At 60.8% G+C, this 24,831-nt stretch carries 19 protein-coding genes; 4 read left to right on the top strand and 15 right to left on the bottom strand.

The genetic code is table 11. The features are described from left to right. Nucleotides 1-53 precede the first annotated feature (53 nt). A complete protein-coding gene (locus tag Q7C20_RS24640) occupies nt 54-1,544 on the bottom strand; it encodes an aldehyde dehydrogenase family protein (RefSeq protein ID WP_375070896.1) in 1,491 nt (496 codons plus the stop codon). A 154-nt stretch (nt 1,545-1,698) separates the two neighbouring features. Between Q7C20_RS24640 and Q7C20_RS24635 the strand changes: the two genes are divergently transcribed. The 3 genes from Q7C20_RS24635 to nadE all read left to right on the top strand — a co-directional run bounded on the left by Q7C20_RS24635 (nt 1,699) and on the right by nadE (nt 4,870). Next, a complete protein-coding gene (locus Q7C20_RS24635; protein WP_375070895.1) occupies nt 1,699-2,589 on the top strand; it encodes a LysR family transcriptional regulator in 891 nt (296 codons plus the stop codon). Between the two features lie 235 nt (nt 2,590-2,824). After that, complete coding sequence (gene pncB, locus Q7C20_RS24630; protein WP_375070894.1) at nt 2,825-4,039, top strand: nicotinate phosphoribosyltransferase; 1,215 nt, start codon at nt 2,825-2,827, stop codon at nt 4,037-4,039. 3 nt (nt 4,040-4,042) lie between these two features. Beyond that, nucleotides 4,043-4,870, top strand: a complete 828-nt coding sequence (nadE, locus tag Q7C20_RS24625) for an ammonia-dependent NAD(+) synthetase (RefSeq protein ID WP_348061768.1) — start codon at nt 4,043-4,045, stop codon at nt 4,868-4,870. A gap of 214 nt (nt 4,871-5,084) precedes the next feature. Here the strand turns inward: nadE and azu are convergent, their stop codons facing one another. Then, on the bottom strand, nt 5,085-5,531 hold the full coding sequence (gene azu, locus Q7C20_RS24620) for an azurin (protein WP_348061769.1): 447 nt from the start codon (nt 5,529-5,531) through the stop codon (nt 5,085-5,087). 333 nt (nt 5,532-5,864) lie between these two features. On the opposite strand from azu, the gene Q7C20_RS24615 reads away from it, so the two are divergent. Then, nucleotides 5,865-6,047, top strand: coding sequence for a hypothetical protein (locus Q7C20_RS24615; RefSeq protein WP_348061770.1), 183 nt, complete (start codon nt 5,865-5,867; stop codon nt 6,045-6,047). A 166-nt stretch (nt 6,048-6,213) separates the two neighbouring features. On the opposite strand, the gene Q7C20_RS24610 is transcribed toward Q7C20_RS24615, so the two are convergent. The 13 genes from Q7C20_RS24610 to rnr all read right to left on the bottom strand — a co-directional run bounded on the left by Q7C20_RS24610 (nt 6,214) and on the right by rnr (nt 24,530). Continuing rightward, complete coding sequence (locus Q7C20_RS24610) at nt 6,214-7,104, bottom strand: transglutaminase N-terminal domain-containing protein (protein ID WP_375070893.1); 891 nt, start codon at nt 7,102-7,104, stop codon at nt 6,214-6,216. Then, nucleotides 7,104-9,590, bottom strand: coding sequence for a circularly permuted type 2 ATP-grasp protein (locus Q7C20_RS24605; RefSeq protein ID WP_375070892.1), 2,487 nt, complete (start codon nt 9,588-9,590; stop codon nt 7,104-7,106). The genes Q7C20_RS24610 and Q7C20_RS24605 overlap by 1 nt, the downstream gene beginning before the upstream one ends. A gap of 97 nt (nt 9,591-9,687) precedes the next feature. Then, a complete protein-coding gene (locus tag Q7C20_RS24600) occupies nt 9,688-12,978 on the bottom strand; it encodes a DUF2126 domain-containing protein (protein WP_375070891.1) in 3,291 nt (1,096 codons plus the stop codon). A gap of 188 nt (nt 12,979-13,166) precedes the next feature. Next, nucleotides 13,167-13,616: a hypothetical protein gene (locus tag Q7C20_RS24595; RefSeq protein ID WP_375070890.1), complete on the bottom strand. Its 450-nt coding sequence runs from the start codon at nt 13,614-13,616 to the stop codon at nt 13,167-13,169. After that, nucleotides 13,613-14,533 (bottom strand): NAD synthetase, encoded by a 921-nt coding sequence (locus tag Q7C20_RS24590; RefSeq protein ID WP_375070889.1) that lies wholly within the window; start codon nt 14,531-14,533, stop codon nt 13,613-13,615. The genes Q7C20_RS24595 and Q7C20_RS24590 overlap by 4 nt, the downstream gene beginning before the upstream one ends. Nucleotides 14,534-14,754: 221 nt before the next feature. Then, nucleotides 14,755-17,055, bottom strand: a complete 2,301-nt coding sequence (locus Q7C20_RS24585; protein ID WP_375070888.1) for a YgiQ family radical SAM protein — start codon at nt 17,053-17,055, stop codon at nt 14,755-14,757. Between the two features lie 192 nt (nt 17,056-17,247). After that, entirely contained in the window at nt 17,248-18,642 is a 1,395-nt protein-coding gene (gene dnaB / locus Q7C20_RS24580) for a replicative DNA helicase (RefSeq protein WP_375070887.1), read from the bottom strand. Nucleotides 18,643-18,752: 110 nt separating this feature from the next. Then, complete coding sequence (gene rplI, locus Q7C20_RS24575) at nt 18,753-19,199, bottom strand: 50S ribosomal protein L9 (protein WP_010563337.1); 447 nt, start codon at nt 19,197-19,199, stop codon at nt 18,753-18,755. 18 nt (nt 19,200-19,217) lie between these two features. Continuing rightward, nucleotides 19,218-20,111, bottom strand: a complete 894-nt coding sequence (locus tag Q7C20_RS24570) for a hypothetical protein (RefSeq protein ID WP_375070886.1) — start codon at nt 20,109-20,111, stop codon at nt 19,218-19,220. 36 nt (nt 20,112-20,147) lie between these two features. Continuing rightward, nucleotides 20,148-20,378, bottom strand: a complete 231-nt coding sequence (gene rpsR, locus Q7C20_RS24565; protein ID WP_002551829.1) for a 30S ribosomal protein S18 — start codon at nt 20,376-20,378, stop codon at nt 20,148-20,150. A gap of 28 nt (nt 20,379-20,406) precedes the next feature. Beyond that, the gene (gene rpsF / locus Q7C20_RS24560; RefSeq protein WP_095187325.1) at nt 20,407-20,829 is read right to left on the bottom strand and encodes a 30S ribosomal protein S6; all 423 of its coding nucleotides are present in this window, start codon (nt 20,827-20,829) and stop codon (nt 20,407-20,409) included. A 312-nt stretch (nt 20,830-21,141) separates the two neighbouring features. Beyond that, on the bottom strand, nt 21,142-21,897 hold the full coding sequence (gene rlmB / locus Q7C20_RS24555) for a 23S rRNA (guanosine(2251)-2'-O)-methyltransferase RlmB (protein WP_078740418.1): 756 nt from the start codon (nt 21,895-21,897) through the stop codon (nt 21,142-21,144). Then, the gene (gene rnr / locus Q7C20_RS24550; RefSeq protein ID WP_375070885.1) at nt 21,894-24,530 is read right to left on the bottom strand and encodes a ribonuclease R; all 2,637 of its coding nucleotides are present in this window, start codon (nt 24,528-24,530) and stop codon (nt 21,894-21,896) included. The genes rlmB and rnr overlap by 4 nt, the downstream gene beginning before the upstream one ends. Nucleotides 24,531-24,831 lie beyond the last annotated feature (301 nt).

Genomic DNA, 24,831 nt, shown 5'->3' with positions numbered 1-24,831 from the left:
CCGCCATCGGGAGCAAGCCCCCTCCCACATTGTCCTCACATCGACTCGGGGGATCAGTCGAAGGTAATGCCCTGCGCCAGAGGAAGCTCCAGCGAGTAGTTCACGGTATTGGTTTGGCGACGCATGTACCCGCGCCACGCGTCCGAACCCGACTCACGCCCGCCGCCGGTCTCTTTCTCACCGCCAAACGCGCCGCCGATTTCTGCGCCGCTCGGGCCGATGTTGACGTTGGCGATGCCGCAGTCACTGCCCACCGCCGACATGAACTGCTCGGCTTCGCGCACATCGGTGGTGAAGATGCACGACGACAGGCCCTGAGGCACGGCGTTGTTCAGGCGCAGGGCTTCGGTGAAGTCCTTATAGCCGATTACGTACAGAATCGGCGCGAAGGTTTCGGTGCAGACTACGTCGCTTTGCTCAGGCATTTCTACAATCGCCGGTGCCACGTAGTAGGCGCTCGGGAACTTGTCTTCCAGTTGGCGCTTGCCACCGAACACCTTGCCGCCTTCGCTCAAGGCTTGCTCCAGGGCGTCCTGCATGTTCTCGAAGCCGTGCTTGTCGATCAGCGGGCCGATGAGGTTGCCTTCCAGCGGGTGGCCGATGCGTACTTTGGAGTACGCAGCCTTTAGGCGGGTGACGATTTCTTCCTTGACCGATTCGTGTGCGATCAACCGACGCAGGCTGGTGCACCGCTGGCCCGCGGTGCCGACGGCGCTGAACAGGATGGCGCGTACGGCCATGTCGAGGTCTGCGCTTGGGCCGAGGATCATCGCGTTGTTGCCGCCCAACTCGAGGATGCTGCGGGCGAAACGTGCGGCGACTTTCGGCGCCACTTCGCGGCCCATGCGGGTGCTGCCGGTGGCGCTGATCAGGGCCACGCGCGGGTCGTCCACCAGTGCGGCGCCAGCATCGCGGCCACCGATGACCACCTGGCTGAGGTACTCGGGGGCGTCGGAGAATTTAGTCAGCACGCGTTCGAACAGCGCCTGGCAAGCCAGGGCGGTGAGCGGGGTTTTTTCCGACGGTTTCCAGATCACCGCGTTGCCGCACACCAGCGCCAGAGTGGTGTTCCACGCCCACACGGCCACCGGAAAGTTGAAGGCGCTGATCACGCCGACCACGCCCAGCGGGTGCCAGGTTTCACGCATGTGGTGGCCCGGACGCTCGGAGGCGATGGTCAAACCGTACAGCTGGCGCGACAGGCCGACAGCGAAGTCGCAGATGTCGATCATCTCCTGCACTTCACCCAAGCCTTCCTGAGTGATCTTGCCGGCTTCCCACGACACCAATTCGCCCAGGTCGGCCTTGTACTCGCGCAACACGTCACCGAACTGCCGCACCAGCTCGCCGCGACGCGGCGCCGGCACTTTGCGCCAGGCCTCGAATGCATGCTCGGCGCGACTGACCTGCTGCTCCACCTCGGCGGCACCTTCCCAATGCACGCTGCCGATAAGGCTGCCGTCAATCGGCGAATGCACGGGTTGTTTACCCGACTGGTACAGCGCCGGGTTTACCCCGAGACGATCAAGCAATGCGGCAACCATGGGTCACTCCTTCAATCTACAAACAGAAAATTGCGCCGCCGCTGAGCACGGCGATCCAGACCTTATTTGTAGCTGGCCGAAGACTTGCCAACAAACGACGATTAGGCGAGATATCATTCCGTTTATTCATGCAAAGAATAAAAAGAGGCGTGCCGTGCTGAACAGAAGACATTTGCCCTCGATCACCGCCCTGCAGTGTTTCGAAGCGGCCACCCGCCATTTGAGCTTCACCCGCGCCGCAGAGGAGCTGAACCTCACGCAAAGCGCGGTGAGCAAGCAGGTGGCGCAGCTCGAAGAACTGCTGCAACACCTGCTGTTTCGCCGGGTACGCCGACGCTTGCAGATGACTCCGGCGGGCGACTTGTACCTGGTGGAAGTACGAAAAATTCTCACGCAAGTGGAGATGTCCACCCACTACCTGCGTTCCTACGGCGGCGAGACCGAAGTGCTGCGCGTGTCCACGCCCTACACCTTCGGCGCGCGCTGGCTGGTGCCGCGCCTCAAGGGCTGGCGGCTGCGTCACCCGCACATCCACCTGGACCTGTGCAACGAACAGGAACCGGACGAGTTGCTGCAGGGCAAGGCCGACATGGCGTTCTATTTCGGCCAGGGTTCACGGCCCGGCACTGAAAGCTTGAAGCTGTTCAGTGAAGAGCTGGTACCGGTTTGCGCCCCGGACAGCCTGCCCGCGAAGGCCTTCACCGACCCGACGCAACTGAGCAGCCTGGTACTGCTGCAAAACGCCTCGCGGCCCCAGGGCTGGCATGACTGGTTTGCCAGCCAGGGTTACCAGACCGAACACAGCTACCACGGGCCGCGTTTTGACACCTTTTATATGTGCATTCGCGCGGCGCAGGTGGGCTGTGGTGTGGCGCTGCTGCCACGGTTTTTGGTGGAAGAGGAATTGGCGGAGGGCAAGTTGGTGATTCCCTGGCAGCATGCAATGCCAAGCGAGGATGCCTATTACCTGGCGTATCCGGAGCATTCGGCGGAAGTGCCCAAGGTCAGGGAGTTTGTGAAGTGGATGATGGAGCAAGTTATCTAGCGCCTGAACTGACGCCTTCGCGAGCAAGCCCGCTCCCACATTTGAACGCATTCCAACCTGGGAACGCGGACGAATGTGGGAGCGGGCTTGCTCGCGAAGGCGCCAGTAGCCGCAACAAAAATCCCAAAATAAAAAATAACTGGCAAACCAACCCACGTCTATGCGCCACTAGCCCCCTTCCTTAATTGTGCGTAAAGGCCGGCGCCCATCGCCGACCTGTCTGGAGATTCCCGTTATGAGCGAGAGTGTGTTTGCCGATCGCATCGTGCAGAACCTGCTCGACACCGACTTCTACAAGCTGACCATGATGCAGGCGGTGCTGCACAACTACCCGAACGTGGAAGTTGAATGGGAGTTTCGTTGCCGTAACAGTGAAGACCTGCGCCCGTACCTGGCGGAGATCCGCTACCAGATCGAGCGCCTCGCCGAGCTGAGCCTGAGCCCTGACCAACTGGGTTTCCTGGAACGCATCAGCTTTATGAAGCCGGATTTTCTGCGCTTCCTGGGGCTGTTTCGCTTCAACCTGCGTTATGTGCAAACCGGCATTGAGAACGGCGAGTTGTTTATTCGCCTGCGCGGGCCGTGGCTGCATGTGATCCTGTTTGAAGTGCCGATGCTGGCCATCGTCAGCGAAGTGCGTAACCGCTACCGCTACCAGACGGTGATCCTCGAACAGGCCCGCGAGCAGCTGTACCGCAAGTTCGACTGGCTGACGGCAAACGCCAGCGTTGAAGAATTATCCGAATTGCAGGTGGCGGATTTCGGCACGCGCCGGCGCTTTTCATACCGCGTGCAGGAAGAAGTGGTCAGCGTGCTCAAGCATGACTTCCCCGGGCGCTTCGTCGGCACCAGCAACGTGCACCTGGCCCGCGAATTCGACATGAAGCCGCTCGGCACCATGGCCCACGAATGGATCATGGCGCATCAGCAACTCGGCCCGCGCTTGATCGACAGCCAGATCGCCGCGCTCGATTGCTGGGTGCGCGAATACCGTGGCCTGCTGGGCATCGCCCTGACCGACTGCATCACCACGGACGCGTTCCTCGGCGACTTCGACTTGTACTTCGCCAAGCTGTTCGACGGCCTGCGCCACGACTCCGGCGACCCGATTCAGTGGGCGGAAAAAGCCATCGCTCACTACCACAAGCTCGGCATCGAACCGATGAGCAAGACCCTGGTGTTCTCCGACAGCCTGTCGTTGCCCAAGGCGCTGGAGATTTTCCGTGCGCTGCGCGGTCGCATTAATGTGAGCTTCGGCATCGGTACCAACCTCACCTGTGACATTCCAGGTGTGGAACCGATGAGCATCGTGCTTAAAATGACCGCGTGCAATGGCCAGCCCGTTGCCAAAATTTCGGATGAAGCGGGCAAAACCCACTGCACCGACCCGAATTTCGTCGCCTATTTGCGTCACGTTTTCAAAGTACCTGCCCTTTCCAGCAAGGAGTGAATCATGCAAGCCGTACAGCGTGAGATTGCGCAGCAGCTCAAGGTCCAGGCGCCCTTCAACGATCAGGCCGCCCTTGAAGCAGAAGTCGCCCGCCGCGTGGCGTTTATCCAGGATTGCTTGCGCAATTCCGGGCTCAAGACATTGGTGCTGGGCATCAGTGGTGGCGTCGACTCCCTGACCGCAGGCTTGTTGGCCCAACGCGCGATGAAAGAACTGCGCGCCAGCACGGGTGATGAGGCTTACCGGTTTATTGCGGTGCGCCTGCCCTACGAAACCCAGTTCGACGAACTCGATGCCACCGCCTCAGTGGACTTCATTGAGCCAGACGAGCGCCACACCGTGAACATCGGCCCGGCGGTGAAAGCCCTGGCCAATGAAGTGGCGGCGTTTGAAGGCAAGGCGGCGGTGTCCCGTGATTTCGTACTGGGCAACACCAAGGCGCGCATGCGCATGGTGGCGCAGTACACCATCGCCGGTGCGGCCGGTGGCTTGGTAGTGGGTACTGACCATGCAGCGGAAGCGGTAATGGGCTTTTTCACCAAATTCGGTGATGGCGCCTGTGATCTTGCGCCGTTGAGCGGGCTGGTGAAAAACCAGGTGCGTGCAATTGCTCGGCATTTTGGTGCGCCGGAGTCATTGGTCGAGAAAGTGCCGACGGCAGACCTGGAAGACCTGTCGCCAGGCAAGCCGGACGAAGCGTCACATGGCGTGACGTACGCCGAGATCGATGCCTTCCTGCACGGCGAGCCGGTGCGTGAGGAAGCGTTCAGGATTATCTGCGATACCTATCGCAAGACGGAGCACAAGCGGGTCATGCCGTTTGCGCCGTGAACACTTTAGTGAAGCGGCCGTTGTGGCGAGCGGGCTTGCCCCGCGTTGGGTTGCGCAGCAGCCCCAGTAAGGCAAACGAGGTCATTCAGACGGACCGAGTTGCAGGTTTTAGGGCTGCTTCGCAGCCCAACGCGGGGCAAGCCCGCTCGCCACAGGTTTTCGCCGCCCACAAAAAAGCGCCCCGCAAGGCGCTTTTTTTGCCGCTGAAACCCTGTTACTTCAGGGTCACAGTGCCTTTCATCATCGAGATGTGCCCTGGGAACGAGCAGAAGAACGCGTAATCAGTCCCCGCCGCCAGCTTCGACACGTCGAAGGTTACCGAGTCTTTCTCGCCAGCACCGATGATTTTGGTGTGGGCGATGATGCGGTCGTCACCTGGTTTCAGGTAGTCCTTGTCAATGCCAGCGGCCATGCCGTCAGTGGCGACTGGCTGCATGTTGGCTGCACTGGTCAGCACCCAGTTATGGCCCATGACGTTTTTCGGCAAGCTGCCGGAGTGGGTCAGTTCAACGGTGAACGTCTTGCAGCTTTTGTCGATTTCAACGGCTTTGGTATTGAAAGACATCTGATCGGTGGAGTCGACGGTGACCTTGCACTCTGCGGCAAGCAACTGGCCGCTCGCCAGAGTCAGCAGGGAAACAGCAACGAGTTTGGCAAACATGTGAATCTCCAAGGCAGGGTTTAAAAAACGCGTATTGCGACAAGGGTGCATCAGGCTGGCAAAGATTCTTATGATCTGCATCAACAGATTGTATACAACTTTAGGCTATCAGCGTGATCAACACAATCTACCAGCCTAAGCCGCGCCACCCGCCTATGATCGGCCCATCAACCATTGGAGCCTGCGCCATGCACCTCAACCAACTGTTCAACGGCCTGTTGGCCGCTTACGCCTGCGGTAAGTGAGGCCCTGGCGCGCTGCTAAGCTGATACCATAGCGTCCCAAGGCAGCTGCGCGCCGCCCACCCTCACCTTCGACCCTAGAGGATCGCCCATGGCCAAACCTAATTACTCCTTCGCCAAACGTCAGAGAGACTTGGCCAAGGAACAGAAGAAAGAGGAAAAACTGCAACGCAAAAAAGCCTCTGCAGACGAAGAAGCCGGCGCACTGAACCCGGATGCGGAAGGTGAAGTGGCAGCAGACGACACCGAAACACCGAAAGATCCGGCTGAATAATTGATCGTTCCCACGCTGTGGCGAGCAGGCTTGCCCTGCGTTGGGCTGCGAAGCGGCCCTGAAACCAGACACCGCGGTTTGCCAGGCATAAAGGGGTGATCGTCTTGGGGCTGCTGCGCAGCCCAACGCAGGGCAAGCCTGCTCGCCACAGCGGGCTCCCCAGCCGTTACTCCAGCGGCATCACCGTCACCCGCACCTCCGGGTCATGGCTCCCGCCCCCCAGAATCACCCCCCGCAACGGCGACACATCCGAAAAGTCCCGGCCCCAGGCCAGGGTGATGTGCTCCAGTGCCGGCTGCACATTGTTCGTCGGATCAAAATCCACCCAGCCTGACACCGGGCAATACACCGACACCCACGCATGGGACGCATCGGCGCCGATCAGCCGTGGCTGGCCGGGCGGTGGCTGGGTCAGCAGGTAACCACTGATATAGCGCGCCGCCAGCCCCCGCGAGCGCAAGCACGCGAGCATCAGGTGGGCGAAGTCCTGGCACACGCCGCGCCGGCGCTCGAGCACTTCCACCAGCGGCGTGGCAACCTGCGTGGCCTCGGCATCAAAGGTGAACTCACTGAAAATCTTTTCCATCAAGGCCTGCACGCCCACCAGCAAAGGCTTGCCGGGCGGGAAACAGGTTTCGGAAAACTCCACAAAGGTATTTTTCAGGTGCACGTAAGGTGATTCGAATCGATACCGACAGGCTTCCAGCTGTTCAGGCGACAGCGCCTGGCTGCTGTAAGTGAGGCTGTTGCAGGTCTGATCCCAAGGCGGCGACAATTGGAAATCCAGTGAAGGCCGCGCCAGCACTTCCACGGTCAGCCCGGCATTCACCAGCAATTCATCGTGGGGCCGCTCAAAGGCCAGCCGCGTGATCGGGTTGCCAAACACATCCAGCTCATCGCGACGCGACGAAGGCTGCGGGCTGATATCCAGCTGTTGCCAGGTGCAGCGCTGCCAGGCGCACGGGCGTGGCCACAAATGCGCCAGCTGCTGGGCCAGGGACACCGGGCTGTCGTAGTGGTAATGGGTATCGTGAAAAATCTGGTAGCGCGCACTCATCACACCGACACCGTTCGCTGGCTGACATCATCCACGTGGGCAAAGTGGCGCAGCGCCAGGCGGTCTGACACTTGCCCACTCTCATCGGCGACTGCTTGCAGCAAGTCGGCCAGGCCATCCAGTGCGGCACGCACGCTGGACTCACCAAACAGCGAGTTTTCCAGGCACCCCAGGTCGAACCGCGAGAGGCGCTCCACCAACGGCGCCAAGCCGGTTTCACGGGGCACAGCAAAATCATCGTTGAGGCGACGCAAGGTGCGGCTGACCAGTTTCAACTGGAACAACACCGCGTGCGGGTTTTGCTCATCCAGCAACAACAGGTCGAGCACCGGAATCAACTGCGGCACTGCCAGGTAGCGCGAGCGATAGGTGATGCTGCTGTTGCCCAGTTCGAGCAACCACTCAAGCCCGGCCTGATCGAACACCGCCACGCCGCGCAGGAACGCCGCCAAACTGCTGCTCAGAAATTGCAGACGCTCGATGCGCCGGCCCATCATCAAGAAGCGCCAGCCTTCGTCGCGGGTCATGTCGTCCAGCGCAAAGCCAGACAACGCCGCCAGCGACATCACCAGGCGGTTGAGAAAATCCAGCAACTCACCGAAGTCCGGCGATTCGCTTTCCAGCTCCAGGGCTTCACGTTGCAGCTCCACCAGGGCCTGCCAGTTTTCCCGGGACAACTTGCCGCGCACCTGGGACGCTGCCCACTGCAGACGCTGCAAGTTGGCGCGCAGGCTTGAGGGCCAGTCATCACCGAGCAAGGCGGCGAGCAAACGCTCGGGCAGCGCGCCCTCCTCCGGCAACAGGCGCAGGTTCTCACCCAACTCGACGGCCGCCTGCAAGGCCAGGGGATCATCGCCATCCACATAGCGCGCCAGCACGATGCGCAGCCAGCGCGCGCTGTTATCGCAACGCTCGCAGTAACGGCCGAACCAGAACAGGTTTTCCACCACGCGCGACGGCAAGTAAGGGTCACGGCGCACCAGGTCATGGACGCCAATGGCGCGCTGTGCACGCCAATGTTCGCCGCCGATGGCACGCTCGCCGAGCACCCACGTGTCCTTGCTCGCGCCGCCACGCTGCATCGACACCACTTCGGCATCGGCATCGGCCGCCACGCGGGTCAGGCCGCCAGGCAGCACGCGATAGCCTTCAGCGCTGGCCACAGCGTACACACGCATGCCGATGGCGCGGTGTTGCAGATGGTCATCGACGGTGTGCCACACCGGGGCCTGGGACAGTTGCGCCAGTTCCTGGGCGACATACGCGTAAGGCCGCGCGCGCATGCGTTCGGCCAGGGCCTGGCGCTGCTCATCATTCAAGTCGCGGCCAAATACCGGCGCGAAACTTTGCGACGGGAATGCCGGCTTGATCAGCAGCTCCGGGAGTTTCTCCAGCGCCTCGGCGAGCACCGGCGCTTCACCGCACCACCAGGTGGCGATGGACGGCAGGATCAGTTCTTCGCCAAACAGGAATTGGTTTATTTTCGGCAGAAAGCCAAGCAAACCAGGAGATTCCAACACGCCGCTGCCCAAGGCGTTGGCCACCAGCACATTGCCCTGGCGCACGGCGTCGAGCAGGCCGGGCACGCCGAGGGCCGAGTCGGTACGCAGTTCCAGCGGGTCGCAGAAGTCGTCGTCCAGGCGGCGCATGATCGCGTTCACCCGCCGCAGGCCGCTGAGGGTTTTCAGAAATACGGTGCTGTCGCGCACGGTCAGATCGCCGCCTTCCACCAGCGGGTAGCCGAGCTGGCGCGCGAGGTAGAGGTGTTCGAAATAACTTTCGTTGAAACGCCCCGGCGTGAGCAGCACGATCAGCGGCGGCTGATCATCGCCGGGCGCCTGTCGGGCCAGGGTTTCCTGCAAGGTGCGGAAGAAACCGGTGAGGTGCTGCACCTGCAAATCGCGGTACAGGTCCGGAAATGCGCGGGAAACGATGGTGCGGTTCTCCAGCGCATAACCGGCGCCCGAAGGCGCCTGCGTACGGTCGGCGGTGACCCACCAGCGGCCATCCGGGGTGCGCGCCAGGTCCACGGCGTACAGGTGCAGAAACGCACCGTCCGGCGGCTGGATACCCTGGCACGGCCACAGGAAGTTGTTGTGACCAAACACCAGTTCGGCGGGCAGCAAACCTTCCTTGATCAGGCGCTGCGGGCCATACAGGTCAGCCAGTACGGCATTGAGCAGGCGCGCACGCTGGGCGATACCGGCAGACAAGTGTTGCCACTCATCGGCGGCCAGCACATGGGGCAGCAAATCCAGCTCCCATGGGCGGTCGGCGCCCTTGGGGTCGGCGTAGACGTTGTAGGTCACGCCGTTTTCCTGGATCTGCCGAGTCAGCAGCGCCTGGCGCTGGGCCAGTTGCGCGGGGGAGCTGCGTTGCAGGTGATCGAGCAAGCGCCGCCAGTGGGCACGCACGGCGCCACTGTCATCCAGCAATTCATGATAAGTACCCGCGGTCAGTGGGTAACGGTCGAGCAAATCGGACATGGAACGCTCGGCAGGGGCAAGGGGGCTCAGTTTAAAACACATTCACTGCAATCTAACTGTGGGAGCTGGCTTGCCAGCTCCCACAGTTGAATTGCATTCAGTCATTTTTATTGGGGAAACGCCGCAGATCCAGGGTCATGGGCAACTCATCGTTCACCACTACCGTTGGCACGGGGAGTTTTCCGGGGGTATGTCCCAACCGGAAAAACCGCGCCATGCGCCGGCTTTCAGCTTCGTTGGCATTCACCGGCAAGCTGTCGTAATTGCGCCCACCCGGATGGGCAACATGATACTGGCAACCGCCCAGCGAGCGCTGCATCCAGGTGTCGAGCAGGTCGAATACCAGCGGCGCGTGCACCGGGATGGTCGGTTGCAGGCAGTTGGCCGGTTGCCAGGCGCGGTAACGCACGCCGGCGACGAACTCGCCCACACGCCCGGTGGCGTGCAGCGGCACCGGGATGCCGTTGCAGGTCAGCAGATAACGTTGCGGCGCCAACCCGCTCAACTTCACCTGCAAACGCTCCAGGGACGAATCCACATAACGCACCGTGCCGCCCACCGCGCCCTCCTCGCCCAAAACGTGCCACGGCTCCAGGGCCTGGCGCAGTTCCAGTTCGATACCGCTGACGGCGTAGTCGCCAACCTTGGGGAAACGAAATTCCAGGTGCGCAGCAAACCATTCGGCGCGCAGCGGGTAACCGGCCGCGTTGAGCTCGACAATCACATCGGCGAAGTCCTGCTCGATAAAGTGCGGCAGCAGGAAACGGTCGTGCAGTTCGGTACCCCAGCGCGCCAGTTTCGGCGGCGCGTAAGGCTCACGCCAGAAGCGTGCGACCAAGGCGCGCAGCAGCAGCTGTTGGGTCAGGCTCATGCGTGCGTGGGGCGGCATTTCAAACGCGCGCAGTTCCAGCAGGCCCAAGCGGCCAGTGGCACCGTCGGGCGAGTAGAGTTTATCGACGCAGAATTCCGCACGGTGGGTGTTGCCCGTCACGTCGATCAGCAGGTTGCGCAACAGGCGATCCACCAGCCATGGCGGGCAGTCCTCGCCTGGCGCAGGCATTTGCGCGAAGGCGATTTCCAGCTCGTACAGCGCATCGTTACGCGCCTCATCCACCCTCGGCGCCTGAGAAGTCGGGCCGATAAACAGGCCGGAAAACAGGTACGACAAGGACGGATGGTTATGCCAATAGCTGATCAGGCTGCGCAGCAAATCGGGCCGGCGCAGGAACGGTGAGTCTTTGGGCGTTGCGCCGCCAAGTACAAAATGGTTACCGCCGCCGGTGCCGGTGTGGCGCCCGTCGATCATGAATTTTTCAGTGGTCAGGCGAGTCTGCCGCGCCTCTTCGTAGAGGAACTCGGTGCGTTCCACCAGCTCGTCCCACGTAGCGGACGGCTGCACGTTCACCTCGATCACACCTGGGTCCGGGGTGACGCGGAAGTTGCTCAGGCGCGTGTCGGCCGGTGGTTCATAACCTTCCAGCAGCACCGGGCAATGCAGCTCCTCGGCAGTGGCTTCGATGGCGGCCACCAGCTCCAGGTAATCCTCGACGCGTTCCAGCGGCGGCATAAACAGGTACAGCCGCCCTTCCCGCGCTTCGGCACACAGTGCGGTGCGCGTCAGCCAGTCGGCGGACTCATCGACCTTCGGCTCACGCTCATCGCTCGGCGCAGGTTCGCCATGGCTTTGCAGTTGCGCGGTGGTTGGCAGCTCCGGCTGATCCTGGTTCGGGTCAGTCGGGTGTACAAACGGATACTCCGCCGCCGTCACCCACGGCTGCGAAGCCAGCGGCAGACGATAGCCCAGCGGCGAGTCACCGGGCACCAGGCGACAATGGTTATCGCGCAGGTACCAAGGCCCGCTCTGCCAGCGGTCATTGGCGGCGGTGCGCGCCAATGGCAGCACTTGGCCGATGACTTTATCTAGCCCCTGGCGGAACACTTTGCGCAGGCGCTCGCGCTCCAGGTCGTCACTCAGGCGCGGGTCCTGGGCAGTGACGTTCTGCGGTAACGCGCCTTCGCGCCACAGGTAGTAGAAGTTGTCTTCAAAGGCCGGGAACACAAAGCGCGCCGGCAGTTTGAGGCGTTCGGCGACGCTGGCCAGAAAACGCCCAGCCAGCACGCCATCGGCGCCGTAGTCCTGTTGTTCATCGGCGATCAGCGCGCTGTTGTGCCAGATCGGCACCCCGTCGCGGCGCCAGTAGCAGTTGAGCGACCAGCGCGGCAATTGTTCGCCGGGGTACCACTTGCCCTGGCCGAAGTGCACCAGGCCCTGTGGCGCATAGTGCGCGCGCATGCGCTGGAACAACTCGGCAGACAGGCGACGCTTGTCCGGCCCCAAGGCAGCGGTGTTCCATTCGGCGCCGTCGGGGTCGTCGATGGACACGAAGGTCGGCTCCCCGCCCATGGTCAGGCGCACGTCGTCCTTGAGCAGGTCGCCGTCGATTTGCCGCCCGAGAGCCTGGATCGCCAACCATTGCTCTTCGGTGTAGGGCTTGGTGACGCGCGGGGCTTCCCAAATCCGCTCCACCGACATTTCGTGGGTAAATTCGCACTCGCACGGTTCCACCAAGCCACTGATCGGCGCGGCAGAAGACGGATCGGGACTACAGGCCAGCGGGATATGCCCTTCACCGGCGAACAGACCGGACGTGGCGTCCAGGCCAATCCAGCCGGCACCGGGCAAATACACCTCGCACCAGGCGTGCAGGTCGGTGAAGTCCACTTCAGTGCCGGACGGCCCGTCGAGGGCTTTGACGTCGGCGGTGAGCTGGATCAAATAGCCGGACACGAAGCGCGCTGCCAAGCCCAGGTTGCGCAGCAATTGCACCAGCAACCAGGCCGAGTCCCGGCAGGAGCCGGATGCATTTTCCAGGGTGAACTCAGGCGTTTGTACGCCCGGTTCCATGCGGATCAGGTAGCCGATATCGGCGGCCAGGCGCTGATTCAGGCCCACCAGAAAATCCACGGCGGGCAACGGCGTGCGGTCGATGCCCGCCAGGTAGGCGGCAAACCTCGGCGTCAGCGGCAAGGTTTCCAAGTACGGCGCCAGCTCGCGCTGCTCATCCGCGGCGTAACTGAACGGGATTCTTTCGGCGTAGGGTTCAAGGAAAAAGTCGAACGGGTTAAATACCGCCATCTCGGCGACCAGATCGACCTCAATGCGCAGCTCGTCAGTTTTTTCCGGAAACACTAACCGCGCCAGGTAATTGCCCTGGGGGTCTTGTTGCCAATTGATGAAATGCTGCTCGGGCAACACTTTGAGCGCGTAAGACAAAATCCGCGTGCGGCTATGGGCCGCCGGACGTAAACGCACAATCTGTGGGCCGAGTTCGACAGCGCGGTCGTAGCGGTAATGCGTAATGTGGTGCAACGCGACATGAATCGACACGGCGGCCTCCTGCGAGCCAGGGCATGGAAACAAAGCGCGCAAGACTTATGCCAGAGCGGCCGTCATTGCGCTTTATCGTGGGACCCGGTGCAGTACAGCACCAAAACGGCGCCATCGTAGGTGCCACGGTGCAAGAGCTGCACACATTTGTGGCGCCAGTGGGTGGGATGGGTGGTGAATCTACCCAGTCAACGGGATTTGCGCTCTGCAATCATGGCGTCGCGCAGTTGCCGCACCTCAAGCAACTTCTGGCGCATTTCGCGGTGACGCTTGCTGTTGAGCAGCAGCAAACCCAGGAGGGGAAACAGCAAACTCAAGCCATAGGACAGTGAATGTGGCCCAAAGGCGATAGTCGGCAGCACCGTCAAAATACACAGCCCTAACAGCGTTGCCAGCGGCCATACCCACTGTGGCCGTCCACGCGCAATCATGAAATTACATTGCACCACGCCCCAGGTGAGCGCCAGGCCGCCCAGAAAGGAATACTTGGCGTTGTCCGCCAATGGCAGGGCTGGGAAATAACTGTCGAACAGCAACGGAACGGCGAATACCAGCGTAAAGACTGCGGCAAAGATCGCCCCCATGAACACTGGGAAATACTGCGACAAAAAACTGCGAATGCCGGGCAGCTCATTCATTGCTCGATCTCCTCATACAGGCCGACGGCAATGGTGCGCACATTCCCCGAAATCGCACTGCCGGTAAAACCGATCACTGCGCTCAGGGCATCCCTTATCTGAGTCACCGTTGCATGCTTGACTTGGGCGGGCGTGAAGCGTTTGGTTGCCTCACCTGACAGCTGCTTCAACTTGAGCATTTTCGAGGTCATTCGCGGATCCTGGATGCTGAGCAGTTCCTTGGTGAGCTTGGCACGCTCTTGCCGGCTCAATCCTCGAAGCACCTCCCTCACACTTTTGCCTGTCGTGGCTTGATTCAGTCGCACCAGTTTCACCGTGGTCAGGGTCGATGCACCTACCCCGATCAACGACGCAGCATCCAGCGCGATCATCGTGTACTGGTACCACTCGGAGCTGTCGAGTTCGTCATTTTTGGCAGGGTTACTGATTTCATTGCTGACACGATAGCCACTGGCGAAACACTGGAGCGTGCTGGCCGTGGCGGCGGTGTAACCAATTACCGTAACGACGCTGCTGGCGCCCGCCGTGAACGGCACGGCGACAGTACCGCTGAGGACAACGAGCCAACCGAGGATCGCGCCTGCGCAGGATAACGTTGTGTTGATCGCCTCCCCCACGAGGCGCGATTCACGGGGGTTGTCTTGCACCTGCTGGGCAAACTGCGCAGGCGCAATGTACTTCTGCGCTTCACGCAAAATAATGCGCTTGGGCGCGATGCTGCAAATTGGCTGGAACTCGCGCAGGGTCACCACGTTGAAATCGGCGTCGATGTACACAACTCCTGCGCCGACGATAGCCGGGTCGGCATCGATGGCTGCGAACAGGCGCGGGAGGTTGATCTGGCTTTCAATACGCTGACGCGCCATGAACTGGGAGCGGTTGGAGTCCATGCCGATGCCGGCCAGGGGGTTGCCCATGGGTGTTCTTCCTTGAAAGTTAGGGTGGCCAGACGGGCCTCATCGCAGGCAAGCCCGGCTCCCACAGTTGACCGCATTTCAATGTTAGAACGCGGCCCACTGTGGGAGCTGGCTTGCCTGCGATGGCAGTTTGATGGGCGCCACCTTAACAAACAGGCTCTCCAACGCCTAGAAAGCAAAACGCCAGCACGAGGCTGGCGTTTTGCATGTTCAGGCTGCGATCAACGCGGCACAACCGGCTTGCGCACAGGCTTCTTGCCTTTGCCCTTGGCCGCGTCGGTGCGCTCTTTAGCCGCCTGCTTGTTACGCACCATGGCTGCCGCCTTGGCTTGTTCGCGCTTGTCCCACGGGTTGCTGCCGTCGCTGCCACGCGGTGGCAGGCCGGTGTGCTGGGTAAGGATTTTGGTGGTTTCCTTGGCGACCTTGTGGCTGCCGGCCGGCGTCGAGTTTTTACGACGCGCGCTCTGGTAGCTGTCGGTGGACGGCTGGTGCAGCGGAATCAACTGCTCCTTGCCCGGCCCGATCAGGTCGGCGCGGCCCATGCGGGTCAGCGCTTCACGCAGCATCGGCCAGCCTTTCGGGTCGTGGTAGCGCAGGAACGCCTTGTGCAGACGGCGCTGCTCTTCGCTCTTGACGATAGCCACCGCGTCGCTCTTGTAGGTGACCTTGCGCAGCGGGTTCTTGCCCGAGTGGTACATCGCGGTGGCAGTGGCCATCGGCGACGGATAGAACGCCTGCACCTGGTCGGCGCGAAAATCATTGCGCTTGAGCCACAGGGCCAGGTTCATCATGTCTTCATCGGTGGTGCCCGGGTGGGCGGCGATGAAGTACGGAATCAGGTACTGCTCCTTGCCCGCTTCCTTGGTGTACTTCTCGAACATGCGCTTGAACTTGTCATAGCTGCCAATGCCCGGCTTCATCATCTGGTTGAGCGGACCTTCCTCGGTGTGTTCCGGGGCGATCTTGAGGTAGCCACCCACGTGGTGGGTCACCAGCTCTTTCACATATTCGGGCGACTCAACGGCCAGGTCATAGCGCAGGCCGGAAGCGATCAGGATCTTCTTCACACCCGGCAACGCACGGGCGCTGCGGTACAGCTGGATCAATGACGAATGGTCGGTGTTCAGGTTCGGGCAGATACCGGGGAACACGCACGATGGCTTGCGGCACGCGGATTCGATTTCCGGGCTCTTGCAGGCGATGCGGTACATGTTCGCGGTCGGGCCGCCAAGGTCGGAGATCACGCCGGTAAAGCCTGGGACCTTGTCACGGATCTCTTCGATCTCGCGAATGATCGACTCTTCGGAACGGTTCTGGATGATGCGGCCTTCGTGCTCGGTGATCGAGCAGAAGGTGCAGCCGCCAAAGCAGCCACGCATGATGTTCACCGAGAAGCGGATCATGTCGTAGGCCGGGATTTTTTCCTTGCCGTACGCCGGGTGTGGGATACGTGCGTAAGGCATGCCAAACACGTAGTCCATTTCTTCGGTGGTCATCGGGATGGGCGGCGGGTTGAACCACACGTCCACTTCACCGTGCTTCTGCACCAGAGCGCGAGCGTTGCCTGGGTTGGTTTCCAGGTGCAACACGCGGTTGGCGTGAGCGTAGAGCACGGCGTCGCCACGGACCTTTTCTACCGAGGGCAGGCGGATCACGGTTTTGTCGCGGGTCATGCGCGGGCTGGCCAGAATCTGCACGACTTTGGCTTCTTCCGGATCGTCCACGGGCCCCTTTTCCTGCTCGATGGCGCAGGCCTGGGTGTCCTGAGTGTTGACGTACGGGTTGATGATCTTGTCGACCTTGCCCGGCCGGTCGATACGCGTGGAGTCCACTTCGTACCAGCCCGCAGGCGTGTCACGGCGAATGAACGCGGTGCCGCGCACGTCGGTGATGTCTTCAATCTTGTGGCCCCACGACAGGCGCTGGGCAACCTCGACAATCGCGCGCTCGGCGTTGCCGTACAGCAGGATATCGGCGGCGGCGTCGATCAGGATCGAGTTGCGCACGCGGTCCTGCCAGTAGTCGTAGTGAGCGATGCGGCGCAGGGAGGCTTCAATGCCGCCGAGTACGATCGGCACATTCTTGTAGGCTTCCTTGCAACGCTGGCTGTACACCAGGCTGGCGCGGTCCGGGCGTTTGCCGGCCATGCCGCCTGGGGTGTAGGCGTCGTCGGAACGGATTTTCTTGTCGGCGGTGTAGCGGTTTATCATCGAGTCCATGTTGCCGGCCGCGACGCCGAAGAACAGGTTCGGCTCGCCGAGCTTCATGAAGTCGTCTTTGGACTGCCAGTTCGGCTGCGCAATGATCCCGACGCGAAAGCCCTGGGACTCCAGCAGCCGGCCGATGATCGCCATGCCGAACGACGGATGGTCAACGTAGGCATCACCGGTGACGATGATGATATCGCAGGAATCCCAGCCAAGCTGATCCATCTCCTCCCTGCTCATCGGCAGGAATGGCGCTGGGCCGAAACATTCGGCCCAGTACTTGGGATAGTCAAATAACGGCTTGGCTGTTTGCATGACGATGACCGGTGTTGAGATGAAAAATCGCGGGCGCGGAATATAGCACAAAATTTGACCAATTCCGACGGCAGTAGTCGGAATTGTGCTGACGCCATCGCAGGCAAGCCAGCTCCCACGTTTGAAGGTGTTTACACTCCAAGTGTGGGAGCTGGCTTGCCTGCGATGAGGCCCTTACAGACACTCACGGATTTACTCGTCGTCGAAGTTGTAACTGCCCGGCGCAAGGTTTTCGAAGCGGGTGTATTTGCCGATAAACGCCAGGCGCGTGGTACCGATCGGGCCGTTCCGCTGTTTACCGATGATGATTTCGGCGATGCCCTTGTGCTCGGTTTCTGGGTGATACACCTCGTCCCGGTACACGAACATGATGACGTCGGCATCCTGCTCGATCGCTCCGGATTCGCGCAAGTCGGAGTTGATCGGGCGTTTGTTCGGTCGTTGCTCCAGGGAGCGGTTGAGCTGGGACAGCGCCACCACCGGGCAGTTGAATTCCTTGGCGAGGGCTTTCAGAGAGCGGGAAATCTCGGAAATCTCGTTGGTTCGGCTGTCACCGCTGGAGCCCGGGATCTGCATCAACTGCAGGTAGTCGATCATGATCAGGCCGATTTCGCCGTGTTCACGCACCAGGCGTCGGGTGCGCGCGCGCATTTCCGAGGGGCTGATACCGGCGGTGTCATCGATGAACAGCTTGCGGTCGTTGAGCAGGTTGACCGCCGACGTCAGGCGCGGCCAGTCGTCGTCTTCCAGGCGGCCCGCCCGCACTTTGGTCTGGTCGATACGGCCGAGCGACGAGAGCATCCGCATGATCAGCGATTCGCCTGGCATCTCGAGGGAGTAAACCAGTACGGCTTTCTCGCTGCGCAACACCGCGTTTTCCACCAGGTTCATGGCGAAGGTGGTTTTACCCATCGACGGTCGGCCTGCGACGATGATCAAGTCGGCCGGTTGCAGGCCGCTGGTCATGCCATCAAGGTCGGTGTAGCCGGTGGACAGGCCGGTAATGGCGTTGTCGGTGTTGAACAGCGTGTCGATGCGGTCGATGGCTTTGGTCAGCAGGTCGTTGACGCTGACCGGGCCGCCGGTTTTCGGCCGCGCCTCGGCGATCTGGAAGATCTGCCGTTCGGCTTCGTCGAGAATCTCTTCAGCGGTACGCCCTTCCGGGTTGAAGGCGCTGTCGGCGATTTCAGTGGCGATGCCGATCAACTGGCGCAAGGTCGCCCGCGCGCGGACGATCTGCGCGTAGGCCTTGATGTTGGCGACCGACGGGGTGTTTTTCGCCAATTCACCGAGGTAACCCAGACCGCCCACTTGCGAGGTCTGACCTTCCTTGTCCAATTGCTCGGCAAGGGTCACGACGTCGATCGGGGAGTTCAGGTCGGCCAGCTTGGCGATGGCACGGAAGATCAGGCGGTGGTCATGGCGATAGAAGTCACCGTCCGAGACTTGATCCAGCACGCGCTCCCAGGCGTTGTTGTCCAGCATCAAACCACCGAGCACGGCCTGTTCGGCCTCGATGGAATGCGGCGGCACCTTCAGGGCAGCGGTTTGCAGATCGTATTGCTCAGGAGCTGAAATATCGTTCATGGCCACTTGGAATTAGGGGATTGTAGAAAAACAAAAGGCACGACCTGTGAACAGGATCGTGCCCGATGTTAACCGCCTGGCACACGAGGTGCCAGTCAGTTAGGTGCTGCTTAAGCTGCTACCACGACAACGCGTACGGTGGCTTCAACTTCGGCGTGCAGGTGCACGGCTACGTCGAATTCGCCTACGTTGCGGATGGTGCCGTTCGGCAGACGAACTTCGCTTTTCGCAACTTCAACGCCGGAGGCGGTCAGTGCATCAGCGATGTCGTGGGTGCCGATCGAACCGAACAGCTTGCCTTCGTCACCGGCGGTGGCAGTGATAGTCACTTCCAGCTCAGCCAGTTGGGCAGCGCGAGTTTCGGCCGAAGCTTTTTTGTCTGCTGCTGCTTTTTCCAGCTCAGCACGACGCTCTTCAAACGCAGCCAGGTTGGCAGCGGTTGCAGCGGTGGCTTTGCCGTATGGCAGCAGGTAGTTACGACCGTAACCGGCCTTAACGTTCACTTTGTCGCCCAGGTTGCCCAGGTTGGCGACTTTTTCCAGAAGGATCAGTTGCATGTGAAAATCCTCTAACTTTTAACCTTCACCGTTCGCGTTATCGGCATCTTTCGATGCGAGACGACCGCGAAAATCAATCAGGCCGTCGACAATGGCCAAAACCACGAGTAACGGATAGATCAGCTGCATGAACAGCAACAGCGTGACGTACAACCCCACCAGCCAAAACTTGGCCAGGCGCTTTCGCGCGACCAGCCCATGAATCAGGGCCAGCCCGGCAAACACCAGCGGTACGCTGCAAATCGGCGCCAGCAAGGCCATCTGTGGACCGAAGTTCGGTCCGACAACCATGCACGCCAGCAGCAACATCGCCGGTCCCGCAGGGATTCTGATACTGCGAAACTCGCGACCAAAACCACCCGGGTTGTACAACAACGCCTGCCAATAACGCCCAAGAATCAGGCTCAGCACGCTGACAACCTGCAACAAAGCCGCAATCAGGCCGGTCAGGACCGGGGCAATCAGTGACGCAAACCGCGCTCGCTCATCTACCGACAATTGCTGGTAGAGATCCCCGAGCGCCACCGGCAGGATCTTGACGATCTCTTGCGACAGCGCTTCGATTTGCGGGCGGAAAGCCGCGCCAAGCATCACTGAGTACACCAACCCCAATGCCACGCTGACCAGCAGCGTGCGGACCCAGGACTCACTTGCGCGTAAAACCAACGCAAGGCTCGATGACCCCAGCAGTACCAGAAGTACCCGTGGATCACCGAATTGCAGCCACCAGATCAAGGCCGGCAACAATCCCAGGGCAAGAACGCCAAGGGCGTCCTTCAAACCGCGCCGCAGCAGCACAAGGCAACCTGCAGCAGCACCCAACCAATAAAGCAACGGCAATGCCGCACATCCAGCCACTACCAGAGTGGCCTGCACGCGACCGCGCATGATGAACTCAGCTAAGGCGCGCATGCATTCAATCCCTTACTACGTGTCGACTGCCCGGTCTCAGCGGCCGTGGCTGTCGGTGTAGGCCAGCAGGGCCAGGAAGCGGGCGCGCTTGATAGCGGTGGCCAGCTGACGCTGATAACGTGCTTTGGTACCGGTGATACGGCTTGGAACGATTTTGCCGGTCTCGGATACGTAGGCTTTCAGAGTGTTGAGATCTTTGTAATCGATCTCTTTCACGTCTTCAGCGGTGAAGCGGCAGAATTTACGACGACGGAAGAAACGTGCCATTTGATAGGCTCCTTAAAAGGTCCGTGGATTACTCGTCAGCGTTATCGCTGTTGTCGCTGTCATCACTATCAGCGCCTTCAGCGCCTTCGTGCTCAGGACGGTCGCGACGCTCACGGCGCTCACTGCGGTTTTCTTCAGCCTTGAGCATCTCGGATTGGCCGGTAACGGCTTCTTCGCGACGGATGACCAGGTTACGGATCACTGCATCGTTGTAGCGGAAGTTGTCTTCCAGCTCGGCCAGGGCCTTGCCAGTGCATTCAACGTTCAGCATCACGTAGTGAGCCTTGTGAACATTGTTGATTGCATAGGCCAGTTGACGACGGCCCCAATCTTCCAGACGGTGGATTTTGCCGCCGTCTTCTTCGATCAGCTTGGTGTAACGCTCTACCATGCCGCCGACTTGCTCGCTTTGATCCGGGTGGACCAAAAAGATGATTTCGTAATGACGCATGAATGCTCCTTACGGGTTGTAGCCTGCCGCTCAAAAACGGTCAGACAAGGAGTGAATGACACTTATGGATCTTGCCGCAGGGAGGCACATCGGTGCCTGCCAGGAAGGCAAGGGGCGCAATTGTAGAGAAGGGGGAGAAACGGCGCAAGGTGATTGGTGATTATTTGAACAATCACCCTATCTGGCTAAACACAAAACCAATGTGGGAGCGGGTTTGGTCGCGAATGCGGTGTATCAGTCACAACTGCAGTGACTGACATACCGTATTCGCGAGCAAGCCCGCTCCCACATTTTGACCTGCGTGAGGCCTGATTACTTCTTGGTCTTGGCCTTCACGCCGCGCTGGCGCTGGGCTTCAAACAGGCACACGCCCGTTGCAACCGAGACGTTCAGGCTGCTGACGCTGCCGGCCATCGGCAGCTTCACCAGGTAATCGCAATGCTCGCGAGTCAGGCGGCGCATGCCTTTACCCTCGGCACCCATGATCAGGATGGTCGGGCCGGTGAGGTCCTGGTCATAGATGCTGACCTCGGCCTCGCCTGCCGTGCCCACAACCCACAGGCCGCGCTGCTGGAGTTTCTCCAGGGTGCGCGCCAGGTTGGTCACGGCGACCAACGGAATCACTTCCGCCGCGCCGCACGCCACTTTACGCACGACTGGCGTCAAGGTGGCCGACTTGTCTTTAGGCACGATCACCGCCAGCGCGCCGGCAGCATCTGCCGAACGCAGGCAGGCGCCGAGGTTGTGCGGGTCGGTCACGCCGTCCAGCACCAGCAACAGCGGAGCGCCTTCGGTTCGGTCGAGCAGCTCGTCGAGCATCGCTTCGCCCCAGACCTGGCTCGGGCTGACGTCTGCCACCACGCCTTGGTGAACACCTTCCACCCACACGTCCATTTCACGACGCTCGGCCTGGCCGATGGCAACCTTGTTTTGGGTAGCCAGTTCGACCAGCGCTTGTACGCGCGGCTCGCTGCGACCCTCCGCCAACCACACTTGCTTGACGCGCTTAGGGTGGTGACGCAGCAGTGCTTCTACGGCGTGCACGCCGTAGATTTTTTCCAGACTCATGACTTGGCCTTAGGTTTGCGCGACCCGCCGCTTTTCGCGGGAGCCGAACCCGCTTTTGGCGGGCCTTTACGGTGTTTACTTGGCTTGCTCGACGGGTTTTCGTCCCCGCGGGACTTTCCCCCAGACGCCGCTTTACCACCGCTTTTGGCTTCGCTGAGTAACTGCTGCTTCAACTCACGGCTTTTGCGCAACTCGGCGTTTTTCGCCGCGGCGTCGCTTGGGCGGTAGGCTTCAGGGGCCTTTTCCTTGGTGGACGAGCGGCGGCCCGACTTGGCTGGCGCAGGCTCGGCGGCCGCTGCTTTCGCGGGAGCGCCTTTGCCTTTGCCTGCTGTCGCAGTCGGCTCGCTGCCGCGCTTTTTACGGCTGCCCGGCGTTTCAGTCGGCTTTTCAGGCATGCCGAAGTCGATCTTGCGTTCGTCGAGGTCGACGCGCATGACCTGCACTTCCACGGTGTCGCCCAAACGGAAGCTGCGACCGGTGCGCTCGCCCGCCAGGCGGTGGTGCACAGGGTCGAAGTGGTAGTAGTCACCCGGCAAGGCGGTGACGTGCACCAGACCTTCTACGTAGATATCGGTCAGCTCAACGAACAGACCAAAGCCGGTCACGGCCGTGATCACGCCCGGGAACGACTCGCCCACGCGGTCTTTCATGAACTCGCACTTGAGCCAGTTCACCACGTCGCGGGTGGCTTCATCGGCGCGGCGCTCGCTCATGGAGCACTGCTCGCCCAGCTGTTCCAGGGCGGCTTCGTCGTACGGATAGATCCGTGCTTTCGGAATGCTCATGGCACCGGCGCGCTGAACGTGCGGCGTGTTCTGCTTGGAGTGGATCACGCTGCGGATTGCGCGGTGCGTGAGCAGGTCCGGGTAACGGCGAATTGGCGAGGTGAAGTGCGTGTACGCCTCGTAATTCAAGCCGAAGTGGCCCTGGTTATCCGCGCTGTACACAGCCTGGCTCAGGGAGCGCAGCATCACGGTCTGGATCACGTGGTAATCCGGACGGTCCTTGATGCTCGCCAGCAGAGCCTGGTAGTCCTTCGGCGAGGGGCCGTCCTTGCCTTTGTGCAGGGACAGGCCGAGCTCACCGAGGAACGCGCGCAGTTTTTCCAGACGCTCCGGCGGCGGGCCGTCGTGCACCCGGTACAACGCAGGAATCTCGTGCTTTTTCAGGAATTCAGCGGTGGCCACGTTGGCCGCCAGCATGCATTCCTCGATCAGCTTGTGAGCATCGTTACGGGTAGTCGGGGTGATCGCGGCGATCTTGCGCTCGGAACCGAAGACAATCCGGGTTTCCTGCGTTTCAAAATCGATCGCGCCACGCACGTGACGAGCGCCCAGCAACACTTTGTACAGCGAGTAGAGCTGCTTGAGGTGTGGAACCACGCCCGCGTATTCAGTACGCAGGGCCTTGGCTTCGCTGGTTTTCGGCGTTTCCAGAATGGTGCTGACCTTGTTGTAGGTCAGACGCGCCTGGGAGTGGATCACCGCTTCGTAGAACTGGTAGTCGGTCATTTCGCCGGTTTTCGAGATAGTCATCTCGCACACCATGGCCAAACGGTCGACTTTCGGGTTCAGGGAGCACAGGCCGTTGGACAGCTGCTCAGGCAGCATCGGGATCACGCGCTCCGGGAAGTACACGGAGTTGCCGCGCACTTGAGCTTCGTTATCCAGCGCCGAACCGATCTTCACGTAGCTGGACACGTCGGCAATCGCGACGAACAACTTCCAGCCGCCGGAGAATAGGCGCAGCTTGCCAGGCTTGGCTTCGCAGTAAACCGCATCGTCGAAGTCGCGAGCATCTTCGCCGTCGATGGTGACAAACGGCAGATGGCGCAGGTCGATGCGTTTTTCTTTGTCTTTGTCTTCAACTTCCGGCTTGAGCTTGGCGGCTTCTTTGAGCACCGCATCAGGCCAGACGTGAGGAATATCGTAGGTGCGCAGTGCGACGTCGATTTCCATGCCCGGCGCCATGTAGTTGCCGACCACTTCAACGATATCGCCCTGAGGCTGGAAGCGCGGGGTTGGCCAGTGGGTGATTTTCACCTCTACAAACTGACCGACCTTGGCGGCGCCATTGCGGCCCGGGGTAATCAGCACTTCCTGCTGGACCTTCGGGTTATCCGGCACAACAAAGCCTATGCCGCCTTCTTCGAAGTAACGGCCGACGATGGACTCGTGGGCACGGGATACCACTTCGACGATCACACCTTCACGGCGACCGCGACGGTCCAGGCCGGAAACGCGGGCCAGGGCACGGTCGCCATCGAACACCAGGCGCATTTGCGCCGGGCTCATGAACAGGTCGTCACTGCCGTCGTCCGGGATCAGGAAGCCGAAGCCGTCACGATGGCCGGCAATGCGGCCCAGGATCAAGTCGAGCTTGTCCACAGGCGCGTAGGTACCACGGCGGGTGTAGATCAGCTGAGCATCGCGCTCCATGGCACGCAAGCGGCGGCGCAGGGCTTCGAGCTGGTCTTCGGTGGTCAGACCGAATTCTTCAACCAGCTGCTCACGGCTAGCAGGCGAACCCCGATCGGCGAGATGCGCCAGGATCAATTCGCGGCTAGGAATAGGGTTTTCATATTTTTCCGCTTCACGAGCGGCCTCGGGATCGAGGGACTGCCAATCGGCCATTAGAGAGTTTTCACCTTGTCTATATGTGGGTTAGTTTGGCATACGCGTATTGAAACGGGAAATTTCAGGTATCAACAAGCCCCTAAAAGCACTTTTGTCGCCCTCGGAACACACCTTGCCCGACCACTTGCGAAGTTTTCCAGGATTTTTTGATATCGGGGCTTTACAGCGCAAAAAGTGGTCCGTATAGTGCGCGCCATCGACGACGGCAACGTTGTTGATGTTGCCCAGGTGGTGAAATTGGTAGACACGCCAGCTTCAGGTGCTGGTGATCGCAAGGTCGTGGAAGTTCGAGTCTTCT

The sequence above is a fragment of the Pseudomonas sp. AMR01 genome, from assembly GCF_041946035.1.
Taxonomy (GTDB): Bacteria; Pseudomonadota; Gammaproteobacteria; order Pseudomonadales; family Pseudomonadaceae; genus Aquipseudomonas; species Aquipseudomonas antarctica_B.
The sequence above is the reverse complement of the archived record's forward strand: the minus strand, read 5'-3'. Positions and strand labels throughout refer to the sequence as shown.